This window comes from Zhouia amylolytica AD3, assembly GCF_000511935.2.
GTDB lineage: Bacteria > Bacteroidota > Bacteroidia > Flavobacteriales > Flavobacteriaceae > Zhouia > Zhouia amylolytica.
The window spans coordinates 609,393-628,107 of the sequence record NZ_AYXY01000023.1; the positions used below are offsets into that span (position 1 = coordinate 609,393).

The 18,715-nt window shown below is 38.2% G+C and carries 11 protein-coding genes; 6 read left to right on the plus strand and 5 right to left on the minus strand.

Annotation, left to right across the window (positions count from 1 at the left end; translation table 11 throughout):
• Positions 1 to 2: 2 nt before the first annotated feature.
• Together P278_RS13490 and P278_RS13495 are read right to left on the minus strand one after the other, a co-directional pair.
• Positions 3 to 3,041, minus strand: a complete 3,039-nt coding sequence (locus P278_RS13490; RefSeq protein WP_235444291.1) for an aminotransferase class III-fold pyridoxal phosphate-dependent enzyme — start codon at positions 3,039 to 3,041, stop codon at positions 3 to 5.
• Positions 3,042 to 3,061: 20 nt separating this feature from the next.
• Positions 3,062 to 5,092, minus strand: a complete 2,031-nt coding sequence (locus tag P278_RS13495) for an MGH1-like glycoside hydrolase domain-containing protein (RefSeq protein ID WP_235444292.1) — start codon at positions 5,090 to 5,092, stop codon at positions 3,062 to 3,064.
• Positions 5,093 to 5,331: 239 nt separating this feature from the next.
• Between P278_RS13495 and P278_RS13500 the strand changes: the two genes are divergently transcribed.
• The 6 genes from P278_RS13500 to amaB all read left to right on the plus strand — a co-directional run bounded on the left by P278_RS13500 (position 5,332) and on the right by amaB (position 14,732).
• Positions 5,332 to 5,898: an RNA polymerase sigma-70 factor gene (locus tag P278_RS13500; RefSeq protein ID WP_038267784.1), complete on the plus strand. Its 567-nt coding sequence runs from the start codon at positions 5,332 to 5,334 to the stop codon at positions 5,896 to 5,898.
• A gap of 108 nt (positions 5,899 to 6,006) precedes the next feature.
• Positions 6,007 to 7,134 carry a FecR family protein gene (locus tag P278_RS13505; protein WP_038267787.1) on the plus strand — a complete coding sequence of 376 codons (1,128 nt, stop codon included), beginning with the start codon at positions 6,007 to 6,009 and terminating at the stop codon, positions 7,132 to 7,134.
• 101 nt (positions 7,135 to 7,235) lie between these two features.
• Positions 7,236 to 10,637 carry a SusC/RagA family TonB-linked outer membrane protein gene (locus P278_RS13510; RefSeq protein WP_038267790.1) on the plus strand — a complete coding sequence of 1,134 codons (3,402 nt, stop codon included), beginning with the start codon at positions 7,236 to 7,238 and terminating at the stop codon, positions 10,635 to 10,637.
• Between the two features lie 12 nt (positions 10,638 to 10,649).
• On the plus strand, positions 10,650 to 12,197 hold the full coding sequence (locus P278_RS13515; RefSeq protein WP_038267794.1) for a RagB/SusD family nutrient uptake outer membrane protein: 1,548 nt from the start codon (positions 10,650 to 10,652) through the stop codon (positions 12,195 to 12,197).
• A 102-nt stretch (positions 12,198 to 12,299) separates the two neighbouring features.
• The gene (locus tag P278_RS13520; RefSeq protein WP_038267798.1) at positions 12,300 to 13,196 is read left to right on the plus strand and encodes a DUF1338 domain-containing protein; all 897 of its coding nucleotides are present in this window, start codon (positions 12,300 to 12,302) and stop codon (positions 13,194 to 13,196) included.
• Between the two features lie 3 nt (positions 13,197 to 13,199).
• The gene (gene amaB, locus P278_RS13525) at positions 13,200 to 14,732 is read left to right on the plus strand and encodes an L-piperidine-6-carboxylate dehydrogenase (RefSeq protein ID WP_038267801.1); all 1,533 of its coding nucleotides are present in this window, start codon (positions 13,200 to 13,202) and stop codon (positions 14,730 to 14,732) included.
• Positions 14,733 to 14,870: 138 nt separating this feature from the next.
• Here amaB and P278_RS13530 read toward each other — a convergent pair whose 3' ends face one another.
• From P278_RS13530 to P278_RS13540, 3 genes are read right to left on the minus strand one after another with little or no spacing between them, the layout of a single operon-like run.
• Positions 14,871 to 16,241, minus strand: coding sequence for an aldehyde dehydrogenase (locus P278_RS13530; protein ID WP_038268027.1), 1,371 nt, complete (start codon positions 16,239 to 16,241; stop codon positions 14,871 to 14,873).
• Between the two features lie 50 nt (positions 16,242 to 16,291).
• On the minus strand, positions 16,292 to 17,182 hold the full coding sequence (locus tag P278_RS13535; RefSeq protein WP_038267803.1) for a PKD domain-containing protein: 891 nt from the start codon (positions 17,180 to 17,182) through the stop codon (positions 16,292 to 16,294).
• A 46-nt stretch (positions 17,183 to 17,228) separates the two neighbouring features.
• Positions 17,229 to 18,704 (minus strand): SusD/RagB family nutrient-binding outer membrane lipoprotein, encoded by a 1,476-nt coding sequence (locus P278_RS13540; protein ID WP_038267805.1) that lies wholly within the window; start codon positions 18,702 to 18,704, stop codon positions 17,229 to 17,231.
• Between the last annotated feature and the right edge of the window lie 11 nt (positions 18,705 to 18,715).

The window sequence follows — 18,715 nt, forward strand, 5'->3', positions numbered from 1 at the left end:
CATTAATAAGCATTCATAAAATCTTCTTTAAGGACTTTCCTGAGGTGAAAAATCAACTCAGAAGCGTTGGTTTCCGTAAAAACCATTGGAGGCTTTATTTTAAGAACATTATTATCCGGGCCGTCGGTACTCATTAGAATTCCATAGTCTTTCATACGGTTTATAACATAATCGGCTTGAGCTTTTAATGGTTTTAGCTTTTTATCTACGAATTCTATTCCCAGAAATAAACCCTGACCGCGAACATCTCCAATAATTGGAAACTCATGAGCAAGTTGACGAAGTTCTTGTTTAAGATATTCTCCAACCTGAAGTGCATTCTGTTGTAATTTTTCCTCTTTCACCACCTTTAAAACTGCGGCTCCTATAGCACAAGACACGGGGTTACCACCAAACGTATTAAAGTATTCCATACCATTTGCGAACTTTTCAGCGATTTCCTGAGTACAGGCTACCGCTGCCAAGGGGTGTCCATTACCCAAAGGTTTTCCAATAGTTACAATGTCCGGAATAACATTATATAGCTGAAACCCCCAAAAGGATTTTCCCATACGACCACAGCCTACCTGAACTTCATCTGAAATACAAACCCCTCCTGCTTCTCTAACATAAGCATAGGCCTGATTTAAAAATCCTTCAGGGAGTTCAATTTGTCCACCGCAACTGATAATAGGTTCTACAATTAAAGCTCCGACATTTCTGCCCTTTTTATGTACTTTATCAATAAGTTTCTTTACTTCCAGAGCATATAATGGTCCGGTGTTTATCCCGGTAAACTTTCCTCTGAACTTATCCGGTAATGGAAAAATATGAGTGTGTTCAGGCGCTCCCTGTCCTCCTTTACCATCAAACTTATAGGAGCTGATATCTATACATGCGTTGGAGTTTCCGTGATATCCTACTTCTGAAGCAATAACATCTTTAGCTCCAGTTGCTGCTTTCATCATTCTAAGTGCCAATTCATTTGCTTCACTCCCTGAATTGACAAAATGCAATACACTTAATTCGGGAGGTAGGGTTTCGATAATTTCCCTGGCAAGCTCATTTATATTTTCATGAAGGTATCTGGAGTTGGTATTGATGAGTCCCATTTGATCTTGCCCTGCCTGAACCACTTGAGCATGCTCGTGACCTACATGAGCTACATTATTTACCGTGTCGAGGTATTTTTTACCAAATTGATCTATTAAATACTGACCCTTACCGCGTACCATTTTTATTGGTATGTTATACTGTAAACTCAAACTTTTACCGAGATGTTGCTTTCGGTAGGCGATAATCTGATGATCCGGAATTTCCATTTGAGGATTTAATCCGTTACTTTTGAATAAGGCATTTGGATCAGGGCATAGGCTTCTCCAGACAGGAAGTTCACTATGAAATGTTACCCCTGGAAAGTCATTTTTATAGTCCAGCATTGATAACGTTACCTGAAAATGCAGATGGGGAACCCATCCTCCGTTCTCATTATATGCTCCTAATTTTCCAATAAGATCACCACAATTTACTATGCTCCCTTCTTTAAGATGCCGGATACTTTCTATCGATAAATGACCATAAATCGTAAAGAATTCGAAATCATCGGCACGATGTTTTAGAATAACCAATCCGCCATAACCTTTTTCTCCTTTATCTTCAGTTACTGAATACACCTCTCCCTCCATAAATGCATGTACCGGAGTATTGGCAGGTAACCAAAAATCAATTCCCAGGTGGATGGTTCTATGCTCTATTCCAAGGTTTCCTTCTCTTTCATACATATTACTTGTATAAAATGGTCGGGGTTCCAGGTACCCACCGGCAATTAATGTTCCCGGATTTCGTTTTTGAATTTGATTCAGCTTAAATTCAAAGTAATCCTGATCCTCATAATCTTTTTCGTGACCGAGAAAGGTACTGGAAACACTAAGGTCTATAGGGTAAATGATCCTAGATACCTCTGTAGGAAACAAAGCTTCAATTGTTAACTGTTGATTCTCTGTCCAATCCATAAATTTGGACGCCATTGGATGGGGTGCATAACCACATGCCTCTCTAAAACTGTAATGTGCAAAATCTTCACTTACATCATACCATTTATAAAGTAAATCCCAAGCTGGTTTTTCACTGATCAACAAATATTCATTTTCAGGTTCTTTAATTTTATTGATGGCTGATTTGGTAACCGATATTACAAGTCGCATCCCGATAGCCACATATAGTACTTTTAACTCCTCTGGTTTTAACTTAAATGATTTGTGATATCCGGAAATAATTGGTAAAACCGCTTGCAGAGGATTATTACAATTCATTATGGCATAAGCCGATGCAATGGCAAGATCGTTAATTGACTGCGTATAAACAGCATCTCCATAATCGATACATGAAATCACCTTTGGGTTTTGTAAATCTTCTGAAACGATCACATTATTATCATTGGCATCGTTATGAACTATAGTTTTTCTCAATTGGGAGTAGACACCCTGGAGGTCTTTAAACCTTTTTTGATAGTACTCCAGAACTTCCCTCTCTTTTTCCCCAAAATAGAGAAGGTAGTTTTCTGTCCATAATGATTGTGCTACATCCCATTCAAATTTTCGATTCGCATATGAATGATCAAAATCACAAAGTTCCTGAGTCAATTTTCCACATTCTTCACCGAGGCTATATAAAAGTTCATTTGATTTTGGATTTACAGAGCTCCAAACTCTTCCTGAAATCCAGGTTAACAATCTAACTTTTCTTTTATTTCCATGATGATCTGTTATTTCGGAGATCCCTTCACCTTCTATATCTTTAATTACTTTTGGAGCAATCAAAGATTTTTTAGCATGTGCAAGGTGTTCTAATAATTGTTGTTGAAAATTTAAATAGTCTATATTTTCTTCAGGTCTTGATACCTTTAAAATGAAGGATTTTCCATTTTGATCATCGATTTTAAAATTGAAGTCAATTTCTCCCGGTAACCGTTTTGCCTTACCATTAATTTGAAAACGTTCCTTTAAAATAGTTTCAGCTTCCGTGGCGGTTATTTCTATTTTGTTATAATCCATATTGATCATGAATCTATTATTTATAATCACTACTCTTCGGTTAACATCATTATAATATGGGCTGCACTCCAGCTGAAATTCTGCGCATTCAGCCCTTTCCCGGTAATTGGATGATAATTCTCTCTGATCGAAGCTCCTTTTCCCAGCAGTCCTTCGGCTCCTTTTAGAACTTGCTCTGTGGCTTTATTGGCTTCTTCCTCATACCCATACATTCTTAACCCTTCAATTCCGAAGTATGCCTGATCTATCCAATTGGGCCCTCTCCAATAACCGTTCATCGGATCAAACTTTGAATGATCTTTAGACATTGTTTGAAAAGGGACTTTGGTGTAAAACTTCGATCGATCCATCATCCGATCTCTCACTTTATCGGCTTGTTCTTGTTTAGCAACACCTGCCCATAGCGGAATCCAACCTTCACTTCCTTCTCCCTTGATAAAACTTTCACCATCTAATGATGTATCATAAAACCAGCCATCTTCACGGCTGTAAAACTGATATTGAATTTTAACTTTGAGTGCTTTAGCTTCTGACAAAAAGGTTTTTAAATCAGCTTCATTATTGGTAACATTAGCAAGATAGGCCAGAAATTTTTTATCTGCGTAGAGGTAAGCATTTAAGTCAACACTTTCCTGATCGAGGGAGTACGCTCCATCATCATTTTTCAGAATTTTTGAATCGTCAAACCGGATGGCATTGTCCATCCCGCTTTCCCATTTTGCTGCTATTAATGTTCCATCGGTTGACCCATATTCACAAAGCCCATCCTGATCGTGATCTCTTTTTTGATACCACCAATAATGATACTTTTTTAACTTAGGGTACATCTCTTTTGCAAAACTTGTATCGTTGGTGCGTCGAACTATGCTAGCTACAGACCAAGCGGCCAAAGGAGGTTTGGTGTCTCGGTAATTGTGAGCTTCGATCGTGGTATCTCTGTAAACACAGTCTACAATAAACCCATCATCCGATTGGAAATCAAACATCGCTCTCACCTGATCTTTTGCCAATTGAGGATCGTACATGGCTATTCCGACAGCATGTTTCCATGAGTCCCACGACCAAAATCCATGAAACCATTTATAATGGTAGCTGGGAAATAAACCTGCATGTTTCAATTCTCCGGCAGGAACACGCCAATTATTTTGCAAGGTCAGCAACGTCTTAGCAAGGAGGATCTCATACTGTTGATTTTTGAAGGCTTTTTGTTGTCTGCTAATCAATTTTTCCAATTGATTTTCTTTCTCTAACATTCTTTTCAGAAGAAGCTCATCAAAATTAACTTCTTTTATTGTAGATTGTTCTTTACTCCAGCTGTAACCAGGGAATATAAACGTCTGTGACACTAACACCTCTTTGGTTTCTCTGGATTTTAATAACATAGGTTTTTGATAAACTTCAAAAGAAAGGGAATCTTCAACCCTTATTTTACTATTGTCTGATACAATGCCAACATATCCTATAGCATCTGTTCTGTCGGAGGTAATCTTCACATATTCCGCCTCTCTCTCCAAATGAATCCCCAAATCTTCAAATAAATTTGAATTCAACCTGAAACCAAGATCAATCTCCTGGTTAGAGAGATTTGTAACCCGTGTTCTTTGAAGGGCTGTATGAGCAGAAACAAACACCAGTTCTTGCTGCACTCTTAAGTTTTCATTTTCGTACGTTTGTTCTAAATGGCTGTGGTAACTACTTTGGTCTATCAGATCTTGATTCCAATCTACAAGTGATATGTTTTTTTCATTTAACAAATCAATTCTGGATAGGGATGGGCCAATCCACACCCCATTTTCCTGGGTCAGCAAAAACGGTCCTGTAAACCCTCCATAATCATCCGAGTTGTTCCGAAGTCCATATGAAAACCATGCTCCCTGATCTGAAAACATTAACATGTTTCTATCGACTTTATGTTCCGGCACTCCCTTGTAGTTTAACGTATTACTGGCTTCATAAAGATAGGTAAACTCAGGCTTTACATTCATCTCATCCTTTTGTTTACATGCAATAAAAGTCAGTAAACAGCACGTAAGCGCAATTACTTTATTTTTCTTCATCATAAAACTATATTTCTATTGTTGTAAATAGAATTTTAAAGAAGATCACTCTTCTTTTTTTAAAGAAAAATCATTGTGAAGTAACAACAAAGAAACTTGTTGTCGTGTTGGACGCAGCTAAAGTACAAAAAAAAACGAATTTTCAACTTTGAGTAGATAATTACATAAAAAAAAATATATTTGCGAATAACCCAGCCTAAGTTTTGAGAAATTAATAGTAATCAACCATATTAGCTATTTCCTTGAACCAACGATTCATTTTAGCCGAGATAAAGAATAAGAATCAGAAGGTTTTTAAAAAACTCTTCAGTGATCTTTATGCTGAGTTAGTTGTTTATGCCAATGGATATCTTTTTGACAAAAACGCCAGCGAAGATATTGTTCAGGAGGTGTTCATCTATTTATGGGAGCAAGCCGAATCATTGCAAATAAGAGATTCTTTAAAGTCTTATTTATACGTAATGGTTCGCAACAAATGTCTTAACTATCTAAAGTCAATAAAAATTCAAGATTCATTACACCTGCTTGATCTCAATACGGTTTTAATCAGTAATCACGATTTGGAATCCTTTTCGCAATCGGATAAACAAATCATTCAGAATCAACTTCAAAAGATCATAACCGAACTACCGGTAAAAATGCAGGAAATTGTTCGTTTACGTTTTATCAGCAATTACAAATACAGTGAAATTGCAGAGGAAATGGGCGTATCTGTTAATACGGTAAAAACGCAACTAAAGCGAGCGAAGATCAAGATATCGGCATCTTTGAGTCCGCTTTTATTTCTTTTCTTACAGCACTTTCAATAAGCGCAAGAATCAATGTTTTCACATTATTTTTAAATTTTCTTTATTTTTTGTCACCCTTTATTGCCATTCTATTGTCATATGAGTAAATAGTTTTTAAAAAAGGCATTGATGGAGTTTAAGCTCATTCTAAAAAAAATAAATAACGAACTCACCGAAAAGGAGCAAATTCTCTTTGATGAGTGGTACGCAGAATCTGAAATACACAGGCAGTATTATAAAAATGTGATTAAAAACTATGGGAAATCACTAGATGGGATCGATGTAGACGTAGCCTATAAGAACCTTGCACCAAAACTTCGTCGAAAAAAAGCATTGTTTACGCCACTTAGGGTTGCTGCTATAGCTGCAGCTATTACCGTTTTAATTTCACTTCCTTTCATAAGCAAACAAGATGATTCAGAACTATCAGTTCCGGTAGTGGCCACTGAAAAGAAAATTGAAATCGGAACTGACAAGGCTGTTTTAACCCTTGAGGACGGAAGTGAAATACCTTTAGAGGCGGGTAAATCATATACCAATAAGCACCTTACCAGTAATGGCAAAGAGTTAACATATGATACTTCAGACAACAAAACATCTGAAATAAAATACAATACATTAACAATTCCCAGAGGCGGGCAGTTCTTTATAACACTTTCAGACGGCACTCAAGTTTGGTTGAACTCAGAATCTAAGATTAAGTACCCAGTAACATTTACCAAAGGTAATACCAGAATGGTTGAATTAATTTATGGGGAAGCCTATTTTGATGTATCTCCGAGCACTCAACATCAGGGTGCAGATTTTATGGTTAAATCTCAAGAGCAAAACGTAAAAGTGCTGGGAACGGAATTTAATGTCAAAGCCTATAAAAGTGACTCCTATATTGCCACTACCCTGGTTGAGGGGTCGGTTAGTATTGAGAATAATGGATCGACAAGAAAATTAACCCCCGGAAATCAATCTAATTTTAATACAGTTACCAACACTATTAAAATTACGGCCGTGGATGTAAACGATGCAATTTTGTGGAAAGAAGGGTTATTTAGCTTTAAAAATAAAACACTTCATGAAATCATGCTTCAATTATCCCGATGGTATGATGTCGACATTGAAATTGAAAATGCAGAAGCTGGTGAAATTCGATTTAACGGAGTTTTTAACAAACATCAAGATTTGGAAAATATTCTTTTAACCATAGAAAATACGAATGAAGCAAAATTTGAAAAAATAGAAAACAAAATCATTATGAAGTAACCAAAGAAAAGGGAATGGAGTTTAGACCTGGACAATTTAAATCTCCATCCCCGCCAGATTAATTAATTAAATAAATATTTAACTAACTAACGCGTAAATTTATGAAATCTAAATTTAATGAATTCCTTATGCGCTATGGGGAAAACATTTTAATGAACATGATGAGAACATTTATTTTCTTATGTTGTTTAACAACTTTTGCTTTTGGATCAAAAGCAGGTTTTTCTCAGAATTCAAAGATCACTATCAAAAACGATTCAAAACTGACGGTTGAAGAAGTTTTTGATCTTATCAAAGATCAGACTGATCATACTTTTATTTACAGATCTGATCTATTTAAAGATGCTCCCAAGGTGGAGGTTAAGAGGGGAACGATTAAAGCGGAAACACTTCTTAAAAAAAGTTTATCCTACGGTAATTTCAAATATTCCTTCACTTCCGACGGAACTATTTTACTGGATAAAAAACCAGAAGTTCCAACAGTCATTCCTCAACTTATAATTACCGGCACGGTATCTGACAATACGGGCGCTCCCTTACCCGGAGCCACCATTTCTATTAAGGGAAATGAATCCGTCGGCACACAAACTGATTTCGACGGCAAATACACCATCGAAGTTCCTGATAATAATACCATATTGGTATATCGATTTTTAGGATTCAGGACGAAAGAAGTTGCGGTTAATTCATCAACTACCGTTGATGTGTCACTGGAAGAAGATGCTCAAAGTCTGGATGAGATTGTGGTTGTTGGTTATGGGACACAGAAAAAAAGTGATGTCACCGGAGCCATTAGTACGGTAAAAAGCGAAGACCTGACCCAGGTTGTTACCACGAGTCCGACCGACGCATTACAAGGAAGAGTTTCCGGTGTAACCGTTACCTCTTCAGGAAGTCCGGGTTCTACTGCAGATGTAACGATCAGGGGAATCGGAAGTTTTGGTAACAACCAACCTCTTTATATTGTAGACGGTGTACAAGCAGATCCTTATTATATCGATCCTAATAATATTGCTTCGATGGAAGTTTTAAAAGATGCTGCTTCCGGAGCTATTTATGGTACCAAAGCTGCAAATGGTGTAATCATTATTACCACAAAAAAAGGGAAATCTGGAAAACCGAGGATTGAAATCAATTCATCTTTGAGTATTAACACACCTGCAGAAGAAATGAACTTGTTAGATGCGGATGGCTATGTAAATGTGCATCGCCAAATGTATGAGAATGCAGGATTGACACTTCCTCAGTATGTAAGCAATCCTCCATCGGTTAACACCGACTGGATTGAAGCTACTCACAGAACCGGTGAATTACAAATGGTGAATGCCCGGGTTAGTGGTGCTTCGGAGAACATAAATTATAGTATTGGAGGTAACTATGCTGATGAAATAGGGGTTTTAATAGGTTCGGAGTTTACTAAGAAGGGACTTGTAGCCAATATGGGGATTACTAAAGGCAAATTTAAAGTCAACACTAATTTAAACTACAGTGAAACATATAGGGAAAACTATAAGTTCTCATTACGGGAGACTTATCAGATATCTCCACTAATTCCAATATTTGACGATAGCAAACAATCAGGATATGGCTATAGAGACGGGGATATCCCAGATCACAGAAATCCGATCGCCGAGGATCATTATCTAAACAGCTATACAAAGTCTAAATATTTTTTAGGTACGTTGTCTTTAAATTACGAAATCTTAAAAGGGTTAAATGCCAAAGCTAATTTATCTGTTTCCAATCTAAATTCATATGGTTATAATTTTAATCAACCATTCAGAGCCCGAGATGTTCAGGAAGAAGGCAGGGAATATGCTTTTATCTCCGAACTCAATACAGAATCAAGAAGGATTAATCAAGAATACACTTTGAATTATGATTTTCAGGTTGGAGAGCATGCAATTGGACTTTTAGCAGGTTATCAAAGAATCAGAGAACCTTTCAGAACTACTTATGCGCAAGCAGAGGGATATAAAATAGAAGAAGATGAAGACGGTAACGAAGTAAAGGTTCCGGCAATTATTCTCGATCCAAGCTTTAACACCCTGGATGCTTTTTCTGATGGAACTTATACTGCTTCCGGAACGAATGCCGAATACAGCTTAGTATCTCAGTTCGGACGTGTTAATTACTCTTTTAAAGATCGTTATCTGCTCCAGGCGAGTATCCGTAGGGATGGAAGTTCAAAGTTTGGAAAGAACAATCAATATGGTAACTTTCCTTCATTTGCCTTGGGATGGAAATTAACAGAAGAAAGCTTTATGGAAAATCAAAATATATTCGATTTTTTAAAGCTTCGTTACAGCTGGGGACAAGCGGGTAATGACTCTGCTCTGGGATATTATGACTATGTAGCACTTATCAGTCAGGGTAAAAGTCAGAATGATGGTGGATATGTTTTCGGTGATCCACAAACTTCATATTTAGGAAGTATTGCCAGAGAACTTCAGAACGATGACTTGCAGTGGGAAACAAACACTTCTTCAAACATCGGTGTTGACTTTGCGAGTTTAGGAAGAAAGTTGCAAGGTGCAATCAACTATTATAAAAGTACTACCGAAGATCTGTTGATAACCAAGGTTGTTTCACCTTCTTCAGGAATCAATGATCCTGTTGTTAATGTTGGGGAATTCGAAAACAGCGGTCTGGAGTTTGAATTGGGATATTCCAACAAAGATCATGAGTTTAAATATAGTGCTTTTGCCACTTTTACAACCATCAACAGTGAGGTAACTCAATTGAGCAGTGAAGATCAGGTATTATATGGTGTAGGTTTAAAATTTGGCTCTGACCACTTTGTGAATCAGACAAAGGTAGGTTATGAACCAGGCGCCTTCTTTTTACCGGTTGCAGACGGAATCTTCCAAAATCAGGCAGAAATAGATGCTCATAACTTAAATGGTTCTCCAATTCAACCAGATGCACAACCTGGCGATATTCGCTTTAAAGATGCGAACGGTGATGGTGTTATTGATGATGGTGATGCGGTTTATCAAGGAACCGCCATTCCTAAGTTCGAGTATAGTTTAAACCTGACAGCCAACTTTAAAAACTTTGATTTTAATGTGTTCTTCCAAGGTGTCGGAGGGAATAAAATATACAACGGTAACAGTTTTGAAATGTTAGGTATGGATAGTGGACGTAACTTTAGAAGCGAAACACTTCATGCGTGGACTCCTTCTAACACCAACACCAGCATCCCTAGAGCTGTTTTAGGAGATCCAAATGGAAACAACCGAGCCTCTACAAGATTTTTACATGATGGTGACTATTTGAGAATTAAAACAATTCAGTTGGGATACTCAATTCCATCAGAGATCTTAGACACCCTTATGATAGATAAGTTCAGACTTTATGTTACCGGTCAAAACCTATTTACACTTAGTGATTATGATGGTTTAGACCCGGAAGTTGGAGGTGACATCTTATCCAGAGGTATTGACAGAAGTTTATACCCAAGAAGTAAGTCATTCATTTTAGGTGTACAATTACAATTTTAAAATTTGAATCAAATGAAATCAATATATAAATTCTATTTATTAGCATTTGTGCTACTAAGTATGGTAGCCTGTGATGACCAAGAGTTTTTAGAAGAGACTTCTCCCGATCAATTAACCTCCAATTCTTTTTGGAGAGATGTAAACGATGCGGAATCCGGATTGGTAGCCGCCTATTCTGAGCTAGAATCCAGAAGTAATTTTTGGGATGGATGGCAGGAAGGACGACCTGTCGTTGAGTATTTCCGATCAGATTATGCCCTTCCAGGACCTGATGCATCAAATTATTCGCATTGGATGTCGATGTTTAATTTCACTTACGACAATGCTCATACTTTTATTAATGTATTATGGCGAACTAACTATAAAGGTTTAGGTTTTGCCAATCAGGTAATCACTAAGGTCGGAGAAATGACTTCGGAACAAATCTCTGATTCTGATAAAAAGCGCATTATTGGAGAAGCGACATTTTTAAGAGGTTATTATCACTTTAAACTTTTATCTCTTTATGAACAAATTATATTGAGAAACGAAATTGTTACTACTGAAAATATCGACAAACCATTATCAACGCGACCTGAGGCCTGGGAATCAATTTTAAATGACTTCAGCAATGCTGCCGGCATGCTTCCTGAAACGGTTGCATCAGAAGATTTAGGCCGTGCCACTAAAGGGGCTGCTTTAGCTTATCTGGGTAAAGCCTATCTACATAAAGCAGGAGATCCAACTTCTGCGGCAGGTGATGATTTTTCTAATGCTGCAAATGCTTTTAAACAAATTGTTGATGCCGGAAACTATCAGTTAGAACCGGATTTCTTAAGTCTATTCAACGGGGAAAATGAGAACAATGTAGAATCCATTTTTGAATTACAGTTCAAAAGTGGTGATGCTACTTCCTGGAACGCTACACGCTTACATGCTTTTATCGGTGACTGGTGTGTTGGCGGATGGGGCGGTATTGAAGCCACTATCGATCTCGTCGATGACATGAAAACAGAAGGTCAAATAGCAAATAACGGATTGTATGACAATCGTCTATACGGTACGGTTTATTTTAAAGATCCGTATTTCAATGATACAAACACCAATGAAATGCAGGGGTACACCTGGGATGTTCTGGTAGAAGGAACCTATGGTTCTGCCGATGCTAAGGATAACAGTGCTTACTTCAGAAAATGGTTGCCAAACTACGTGTGGAACAACAGTTATGTTGGTGTGAATGTGGTATTAATGCGTTATGCTGATGTATTATTAATGTACGCTGAAGCATTAAACGAAACAGGAAATACCACTGAAGCTATTAACATCATCAATACCATAAGGGATGTACATGGTAATATGCCATCGACTACTGCCAGTACCCAAGAAGAGGTACGCGAGCAAATTAAGCATGAGCGCACCATGGAACTTACTCTTGAATCTACACGTTTCTTTGACCTCAGACGTTGGGGAATGCTTGATGAAGCCATGCAAGCTGCAGGAAGAACTGGTTTTAGTGCTAATAAGCACTCTTATTTCCCTGTTCCTTTAACAGAGGTTCAGGCCAATCCTGAAATTAATTAGAAGCAGAATTTTAATAGTTAGCTAAGTTGACAAACACCCGGTTAGTTTCGGGTGTTTTGTTTAAATTCGCGTTGTTATAAAAACAACATAAAGACTATAAAAATGTTACAAAACCAACTAGATCAAGTTTTCAAAGCCCTTTTCGATCCGTATTTAAAGAGAGTTCCGGATGTGGCTAAAATAAACCGTGCAATGATTGAAGAAGGCATCATTACCTCTGAAGATGACATTGTTAATGATCATATTGCATTTCGAACCCTTGGAGTTCCGAACCTGGGTATCTCATCATTTGAGAAAATCTTTCTTCATTATGGATATGTGAAACAAGATTACTATTCATTCGAAGAGAAGAAGCTTAACGCTTATTGGTATGCACCTCCTATGCCCCATTATCCACGAATTTTTATAAGTGAATTAAGGGTTAATGAGCTTTCAAATGCTTCTCAGGACATTATTCATTCTTACACAGATGCTATTGTAAAAGATCCGGTAGACGATATCGATTTAAACGATCCGAAAGCGGTTGGTGACTTTTTTTATAAGCCTTTGTGGAAACTACCAACCATTGAGGATTACAAACAATTAGCGAGAGAGAGTGAATATGCCGCATGGGTAATCTATAACAGGTATTATCTCAACCATTACACATTGAGTGTGCATGAATTTCCTGAGCAATACAACACTATAGCGAAGTTCAATGCCTTTTTAGAACATATTGGCATTAGCTTAAACACAGCAGGTGGGAAGATTAAAATAAGCAAGGATGGCCTACTAAAACAAAGTAGTTCGGTCGCTGAAGTCATTGAAGCTACTTTCGCCAATGATCAGAAAATGAAAATTTCCGGCAGCTATGTTGAATTTGCTGAGCGACTTCCTTTACCGGAATATGAACACTTAAATAAAAATCAATTAAAAAGAGAACATCGAAGAGATGGCTTTGAATCAGCAAATGCTGATAAAATATTTGAAAGCACGTATAACGAGCAAACTAAAATTTAAATAATGACTATTCATACCCTTTTAAATAACTTAAACATACAAGAACCTTTTTACAGTATAAGCACCGGTTTAAATGAGCAGGTTGGCCAGGGAGAAAAAATTGTAATTTCTTCTCCTGCCGACGGGAAAACCATTGGTGAGGTCAGGTTAGCTGAAGCGTCTGATTACAATGCTGTAATTGTTAAAGCAAAAGAGGCCTTTCCGATCTGGAGAACTTTAACAGCCCCTCAAAGAGGTGAAATTGTGAGACAATATGGAGAGGAATTAAGAAAGGAGAAGGAAAATCTCGGAAAACTTGTAAGCTACGAAATGGGTAAAAGCTTACAAGAGGGTTACGGAGAAGTTCAGGAAATGATTGACATCTGTGACTTTGCCGTGGGTCTTTCGCGACAGCTCTATGGTCTGCAGATTCATTCCGAACGTCCAAACCACAGAATGTTTGAACAATGGCATCCTCTAGGTATTGTGGGAATAATTTCTGCTTTTAATTTCCCGGTGGCGGTTTGGAGCTGGAATACTGCCTTAGCCTGGGTATGTGGGAATGTTTGTGTTTGGAAGCCCTCTGAAAAAACACCTTTTTCTGCGATAGCATGCCAGGAGATTTTTAAAAGAGTATTAGAACGGAATGACTTACCTGAAGGGGTGAGTAATATTATTATAGGTGATAGCTCGATAGGGAATTTAATGGCTTCAGACACCAATATCAGTTTGGTATCTGCCACTGGCTCCACAAGAATGGGAAAGAGTGTTGCGGAAACCGTAGCCAAGCGATTAGGAAAAACAATTTTAGAATTGGGAGGAAATAATGCAATGATTGTTACGGAGCATGCTGATCTTACGCAAGCCATTCCAGCCATTGTATTCGGAGCCGTTGGAACTGCGGGTCAGCGATGTACCAGTACAAGACGTCTTCTTGTTCATGAAAGTCAGTACGAAACTTTGAAAGAAAAACTAGTTGATGCATATCGACAAATCCGTATTGGAAATCCACTTGACGAAAACAATCATGTTGGTCCGCTTATCGATACTGACGCCGTTACAAATTATCAAAACACTATAAAAACTGCGCAGGAACAGGGTGGGTACATCTGTGTCGGAGGTCAAGTCTTAGAAGGAGCCATGTACCAATCTGGCTGTTATGTGGAGCCTACCATTATTGAAGCTCACAGTGCTATGGAAATTGTAAAGCATGAGACTTTCGCCCCCATTCTCTATTTGATGAAGTATCAAACGCTGGAGGACGCCATTTCCTTACAAAATGATGTTCCGCAAGGATTGTCTTCTGCCATTTTTACTTTAAATATGAGAGAGGCGGAAACCTTCTTATCTGCAACAGGTTCAGATTGTGGTATTGCCAATGTTAATATTGGGACTTCAGGGGCGGAAATTGGCGGAGCCTTTGGTGGGGAAAAAGAAACCGGAGGAGGCAGAGAAAGTGGCTCTGATGCGTGGAAAGGCTATATGAGAAGGCAAACCTGTACTGTTAACTATGGTACGGAACTACCTTTAGCACAGGGTATAAAATTTAATTTATAGTTACGCTGATATTTTCGAAAAACTATAAAGAAATATTTGGTTGATTCTGTCAGGGCGAGCGCCCTTACCGTTCAGGTGGGCGCTCTTACTGACAACTTATAACACTTATTATAGTTAATATTACTTCTTTTAATTTCCCTAAAACATCCACTTGATTTTTTTAGCCAGCTTTAGAGGAAGCTTATACGGTGGATATCTCAAGGGAACATCTATCCAGTTCGCTTTTTTCAATACCGATTTATGATGCGAAAAAAGGTCAAAAGACAATTTACCATGATAGGCTCCTATTCCACTATCTCCTACCCCTCCAAAAGGCAAGTCTTTATTTGCAATATGTATGATGGTATCGTTTATAGCTCCTCCACCAAAGCTATTCAAATGCACTATCTTTTTCTGAAATTTCCTTTTGGTTGAGAATATATAAGTAGCCAACGGTTTACTGTATTTCCCCATTATTTTCGTTAAATCATCTTCATTTTTATAGGAAAGGATTGGCAGAATGGGACCAAAAATCTCCTCCTTCATAATGGCTGCTTCCAAATCTGGTTCATTTACCAAAGTAGGAGCCAAATAATTATCAGATTCATTGGTTAACCCACCAAATACAACATTTTCATCTTCTAATAAAGATATCAAACGTTTATAGTGCTTATGGTTTACAATCCTGGCAAAATCCGGAGATGCTTCAACATTTTTACCATAGCTCTTTTCAATATTTCTTTTTAGCGCTTCTAGTAACTGGTCTTTGACCTTATGGTGTACTAAAATGTAGTCGGGCGCTATACAGGTTTGCCCTGCATTAATAAACTTTCCCCAAACAATACGCTTGGCTGCCAGGTTTATTTTGGCCGTTTCATCTACTATACATGGGTTTTTCCCTCCCAACTCAAGGGTTACAGGGGTTAGGTGTTCAGCGGCACTTTTATATACGATCTTACCCACCGCCGTACTCCCGGTGAAAAATATATAATCCCATTTAAAGGATAATAGTTTTTGAGACACCTCAACACCCCCTTCTACGACCGACACATATTCTACGGGAAACACTGCCTTGATTATTTTAGCAATAATAGCCGAAGTATTAGGTGTTAGTTCGGAAGGCTTTATAACAGCTGTATTTCCTGCCGCAACAGCCCCAATAAGTGGAGCAATAGCTAGTTGAAATGGATAATTCCATGGAGCTATGATCAATACTTTACCAAAAGGTTCTTTATAAATGCGGTCTGAAGACGGAAAATTGAGCAGGTTTGTCGATACCCTGGTGGGACTAGCCCACTGACGTATCCTCTTAATCATCAAATTAAGTTCTGCTAAAACCAACTGGGTTTCTGTAGCCATGCTTTCAAACTGCGGTTTCTTGAAATCGTCATAAATAGCATCACAAATAGCTTCTTCATTTATCTCTATTTCATTTCGAAGCGCCACAAGCATTTCTTTTCTATAAGAAACATCTTTAGTTTTCTGAGCATTAAAAAAGGCATCTTGTTGTTTTAATAAATCCTCGTCCATTTCACGTTTTTTAAAAATGGTTTCCATCGTACCCCCTAATTTAAAACATTTTAATTCACTGCCTCAAAAGACAAATGAAATAATAACGTCGGCTTATCGTAAACGGTAGGTTCTGTATGAATTCCGATAGCCACATTCATGGTGTTTTCGGTAAGTTCTTTGAGAATAACCAACACTTTTTTGTCTTTAAAACCAAGATACTCATCCAGTACCAATTGTTTCTTATTGGTAAACTGAACGGGGCCAGTGGCGGCATCAACTGTAAAATTTCCATCTACCAACTGCCAGGTTGCATCCTGTTTTGGAGTATATAGCACATGAGCCAGAGGTACGTTATTTATATCATATGAAATCGCCGTTATACTTTCTTGATATTCGATACTGGCGAGCACCAATCCCATCAAACTTTGTCCGTCTTTATTATCTACCTTATAACCACCGTCGTGTACAAAAGTAAAGGTATCTTCATAGGAAGCTCCCAAACCTATAAGGTCTAAGAGATTGTCTTGTGAGGGAAGTAAAAGACCTAAATCATTCGCTACCAATCCGGCTCCTTCTTTCCCGGAGGTATAGGCTTTTTTGAGTCTCCATGATTTTCCTTCCGGGCGCGCCTGTCCACCTGTGAGTAATATCTCCAGGGATGGCAAAATCGTTACTGTTTTGGATTCTGAGAAGGTACCGTGATCACCAGCAACTGTCATTACTACTGTATAGGTTCCCGCTTCGTAATAGGCGTGTACAGGGTCTTCTTCCGAACTGGTTTCTCCATCTCCAAAATCCCAGGAAATTGTATTTGCATTAGCCACCGTTCCGTTAAAAGTAACTTGCGTTCCCTCGATTAGAAATTGAAAATCGGCTAAAGGACTTTCGATATCATCACTACTACAATTGGATAACAATACTCCCAGTATTAGTATCCCGTATATTTTAAATGTTTTCATATTGAAGTCTTTTTTGACGTTAAAAATCTCACGAAGCATTCAAGAATTAATCTTTTATATCCCACCACACTGCTGTATCGATCTTATTATCTCCTTGCCTTGATATAGCTTCCATCACATTATTGTAATTAGCACTTAATTCAAAGGAAGAATATAAAAAGCGTTTTGGTAAAATTCCGTTAGTTACACCTTTTGCTAAATCTGGAGCCGTTCTTTGCGGAATTTCCGGATAGCCCGTTCTTCTTATATGAGACCACCCTTCAAAATAATTAGGTATCAATGCCAGCCAGGTTTGTACTCCTATCTGTTCTTCATCATTAACACCCATGAGTGACCCATGGGGTGTTGCCATGAAATCATTTATTGATGCTTCGTCAAGCTCCCATTGTCTTAATGCAGTTTCCAACCCGCTTCGATAAAATTCATCGGCCCGGGCGACATCATTATCGTATGCGAGTGCTGCTTCGGCTCTAAGTAACCAAACCTCTGCTGCCGTAATCAGGTATAATTCGCTGTCTTTAGACGACAGTGCGATTCCCATATCTGATTTTGCAGCAAAATTCGAGCTTCCAAAAGCAGCATCGTTTAACCCGTTAGTCATCCCTGTATAGGCTCCATTTCCATCAGGCTCTACAAAAACTGATAACCTGGGATCGTTGGTTTGTTGCAATTGCTCAATGAGTTTGGCAGACATTTTTATGGATGGGAATCCGGTGCGATAGGTAAACCAGTTATTACCATTTCCTTCGGTTTCAATCATAAAGGCATTATGATCATTAGATTCCATTAAAGGCTCATTGGCACACTGACTTACCACTTGACTGGAAAATTCGGTATCAGCAAAGCGCAAGCGCATAGCCAAGCGAAGACGTACGCTATTGGCAAAACGCATCCAGAGATTTAGATTGTTATTAAATATAGGGTCACTATCGGGGTATCCCATAGCAGGATCTGCGGTTTTAATCACTTGAATACTTTTCGACAAGCGATCAATAAGGTCTTTATAAATAAACTCTTGTGTATCGTATTTCGGTTGTAATATGTCTGCGGATTTTCCTTTACCTCCTTCTGTATAAGGTATCTCACCAAAGGCATCTGTAATTTTTGCATAGCCTAGTACGGCAATAACATCAGCCATAGCATAGCGAAGTTCATTCTTCGTTTCAGTATTCGAGGTAATTTGAAGCACTTCCTCTATATGGCGAATCACTCCTCCATACATCCCTGTAAACATATCATTATACTGACCGTCGAATCCATCGCCATACTGATCCGGAATACGGGCTGTACTACCCGCTACTAAGTAATGCCCATAATGACCTGAAAAGCGATAAGCAGACTGGTCTGTTGTGCCCTGAAACAAACTACGAACTGCTTTCGTAAATAAAGCCGCATCATCTATAGATGTTACCGCATTGGGATTTTCTCTCAGATCATCGAGGTGATCATCACAAGAAACCCCGGTAAATGCGATTATAAGAGCTACTAAAATTCTAAAAATAAATCTGTGGTTAGTTGTCATAATCTTCAGCT

What these genes read in the sequence shown, in the direction of transcription:
- P278_RS13490 (WP_235444291.1), bottom strand. Translation starts at nt 3,041, where the DNA reads ATGATCAATATGGATTATAACAAAATAGAAATAACCGCCACGGAAGCT.
- P278_RS13495 (WP_235444292.1), bottom strand. Translation starts at nt 5,092, where the DNA reads ATGATGAAGAAAAATAAAGTAATTGCGCTTACGTGCTGTTTACTGACT.
- P278_RS13505 (WP_038267787.1), top strand. Translation starts at nt 6,007, where the DNA reads ATGGAGTTTAAGCTCATTCTAAAAAAAATAAATAACGAACTCACCGAA.
- P278_RS13510 (WP_038267790.1), top strand. Translation starts at nt 7,236, where the DNA reads ATGAAATCTAAATTTAATGAATTCCTTATGCGCTATGGGGAAAACATT.
- P278_RS13515 (WP_038267794.1), top strand. Translation starts at nt 10,650, where the DNA reads ATGAAATCAATATATAAATTCTATTTATTAGCATTTGTGCTACTAAGT.
- P278_RS13520 (WP_038267798.1), top strand. Translation starts at nt 12,300, where the DNA reads ATGTTACAAAACCAACTAGATCAAGTTTTCAAAGCCCTTTTCGATCCG.
- amaB (WP_038267801.1), top strand. Translation starts at nt 13,200, where the DNA reads ATGACTATTCATACCCTTTTAAATAACTTAAACATACAAGAACCTTTT.
- P278_RS13530 (WP_038268027.1), bottom strand. Translation starts at nt 16,241, where the DNA reads ATGGACGAGGATTTATTAAAACAACAAGATGCCTTTTTTAATGCTCAG.
- P278_RS13535 (WP_038267803.1), bottom strand. Translation starts at nt 17,182, where the DNA reads ATGAAAACATTTAAAATATACGGGATACTAATACTGGGAGTATTGTTA.
- P278_RS13540 (WP_038267805.1), bottom strand. Translation starts at nt 18,704, where the DNA reads ATGACAACTAACCACAGATTTATTTTTAGAATTTTAGTAGCTCTTATA.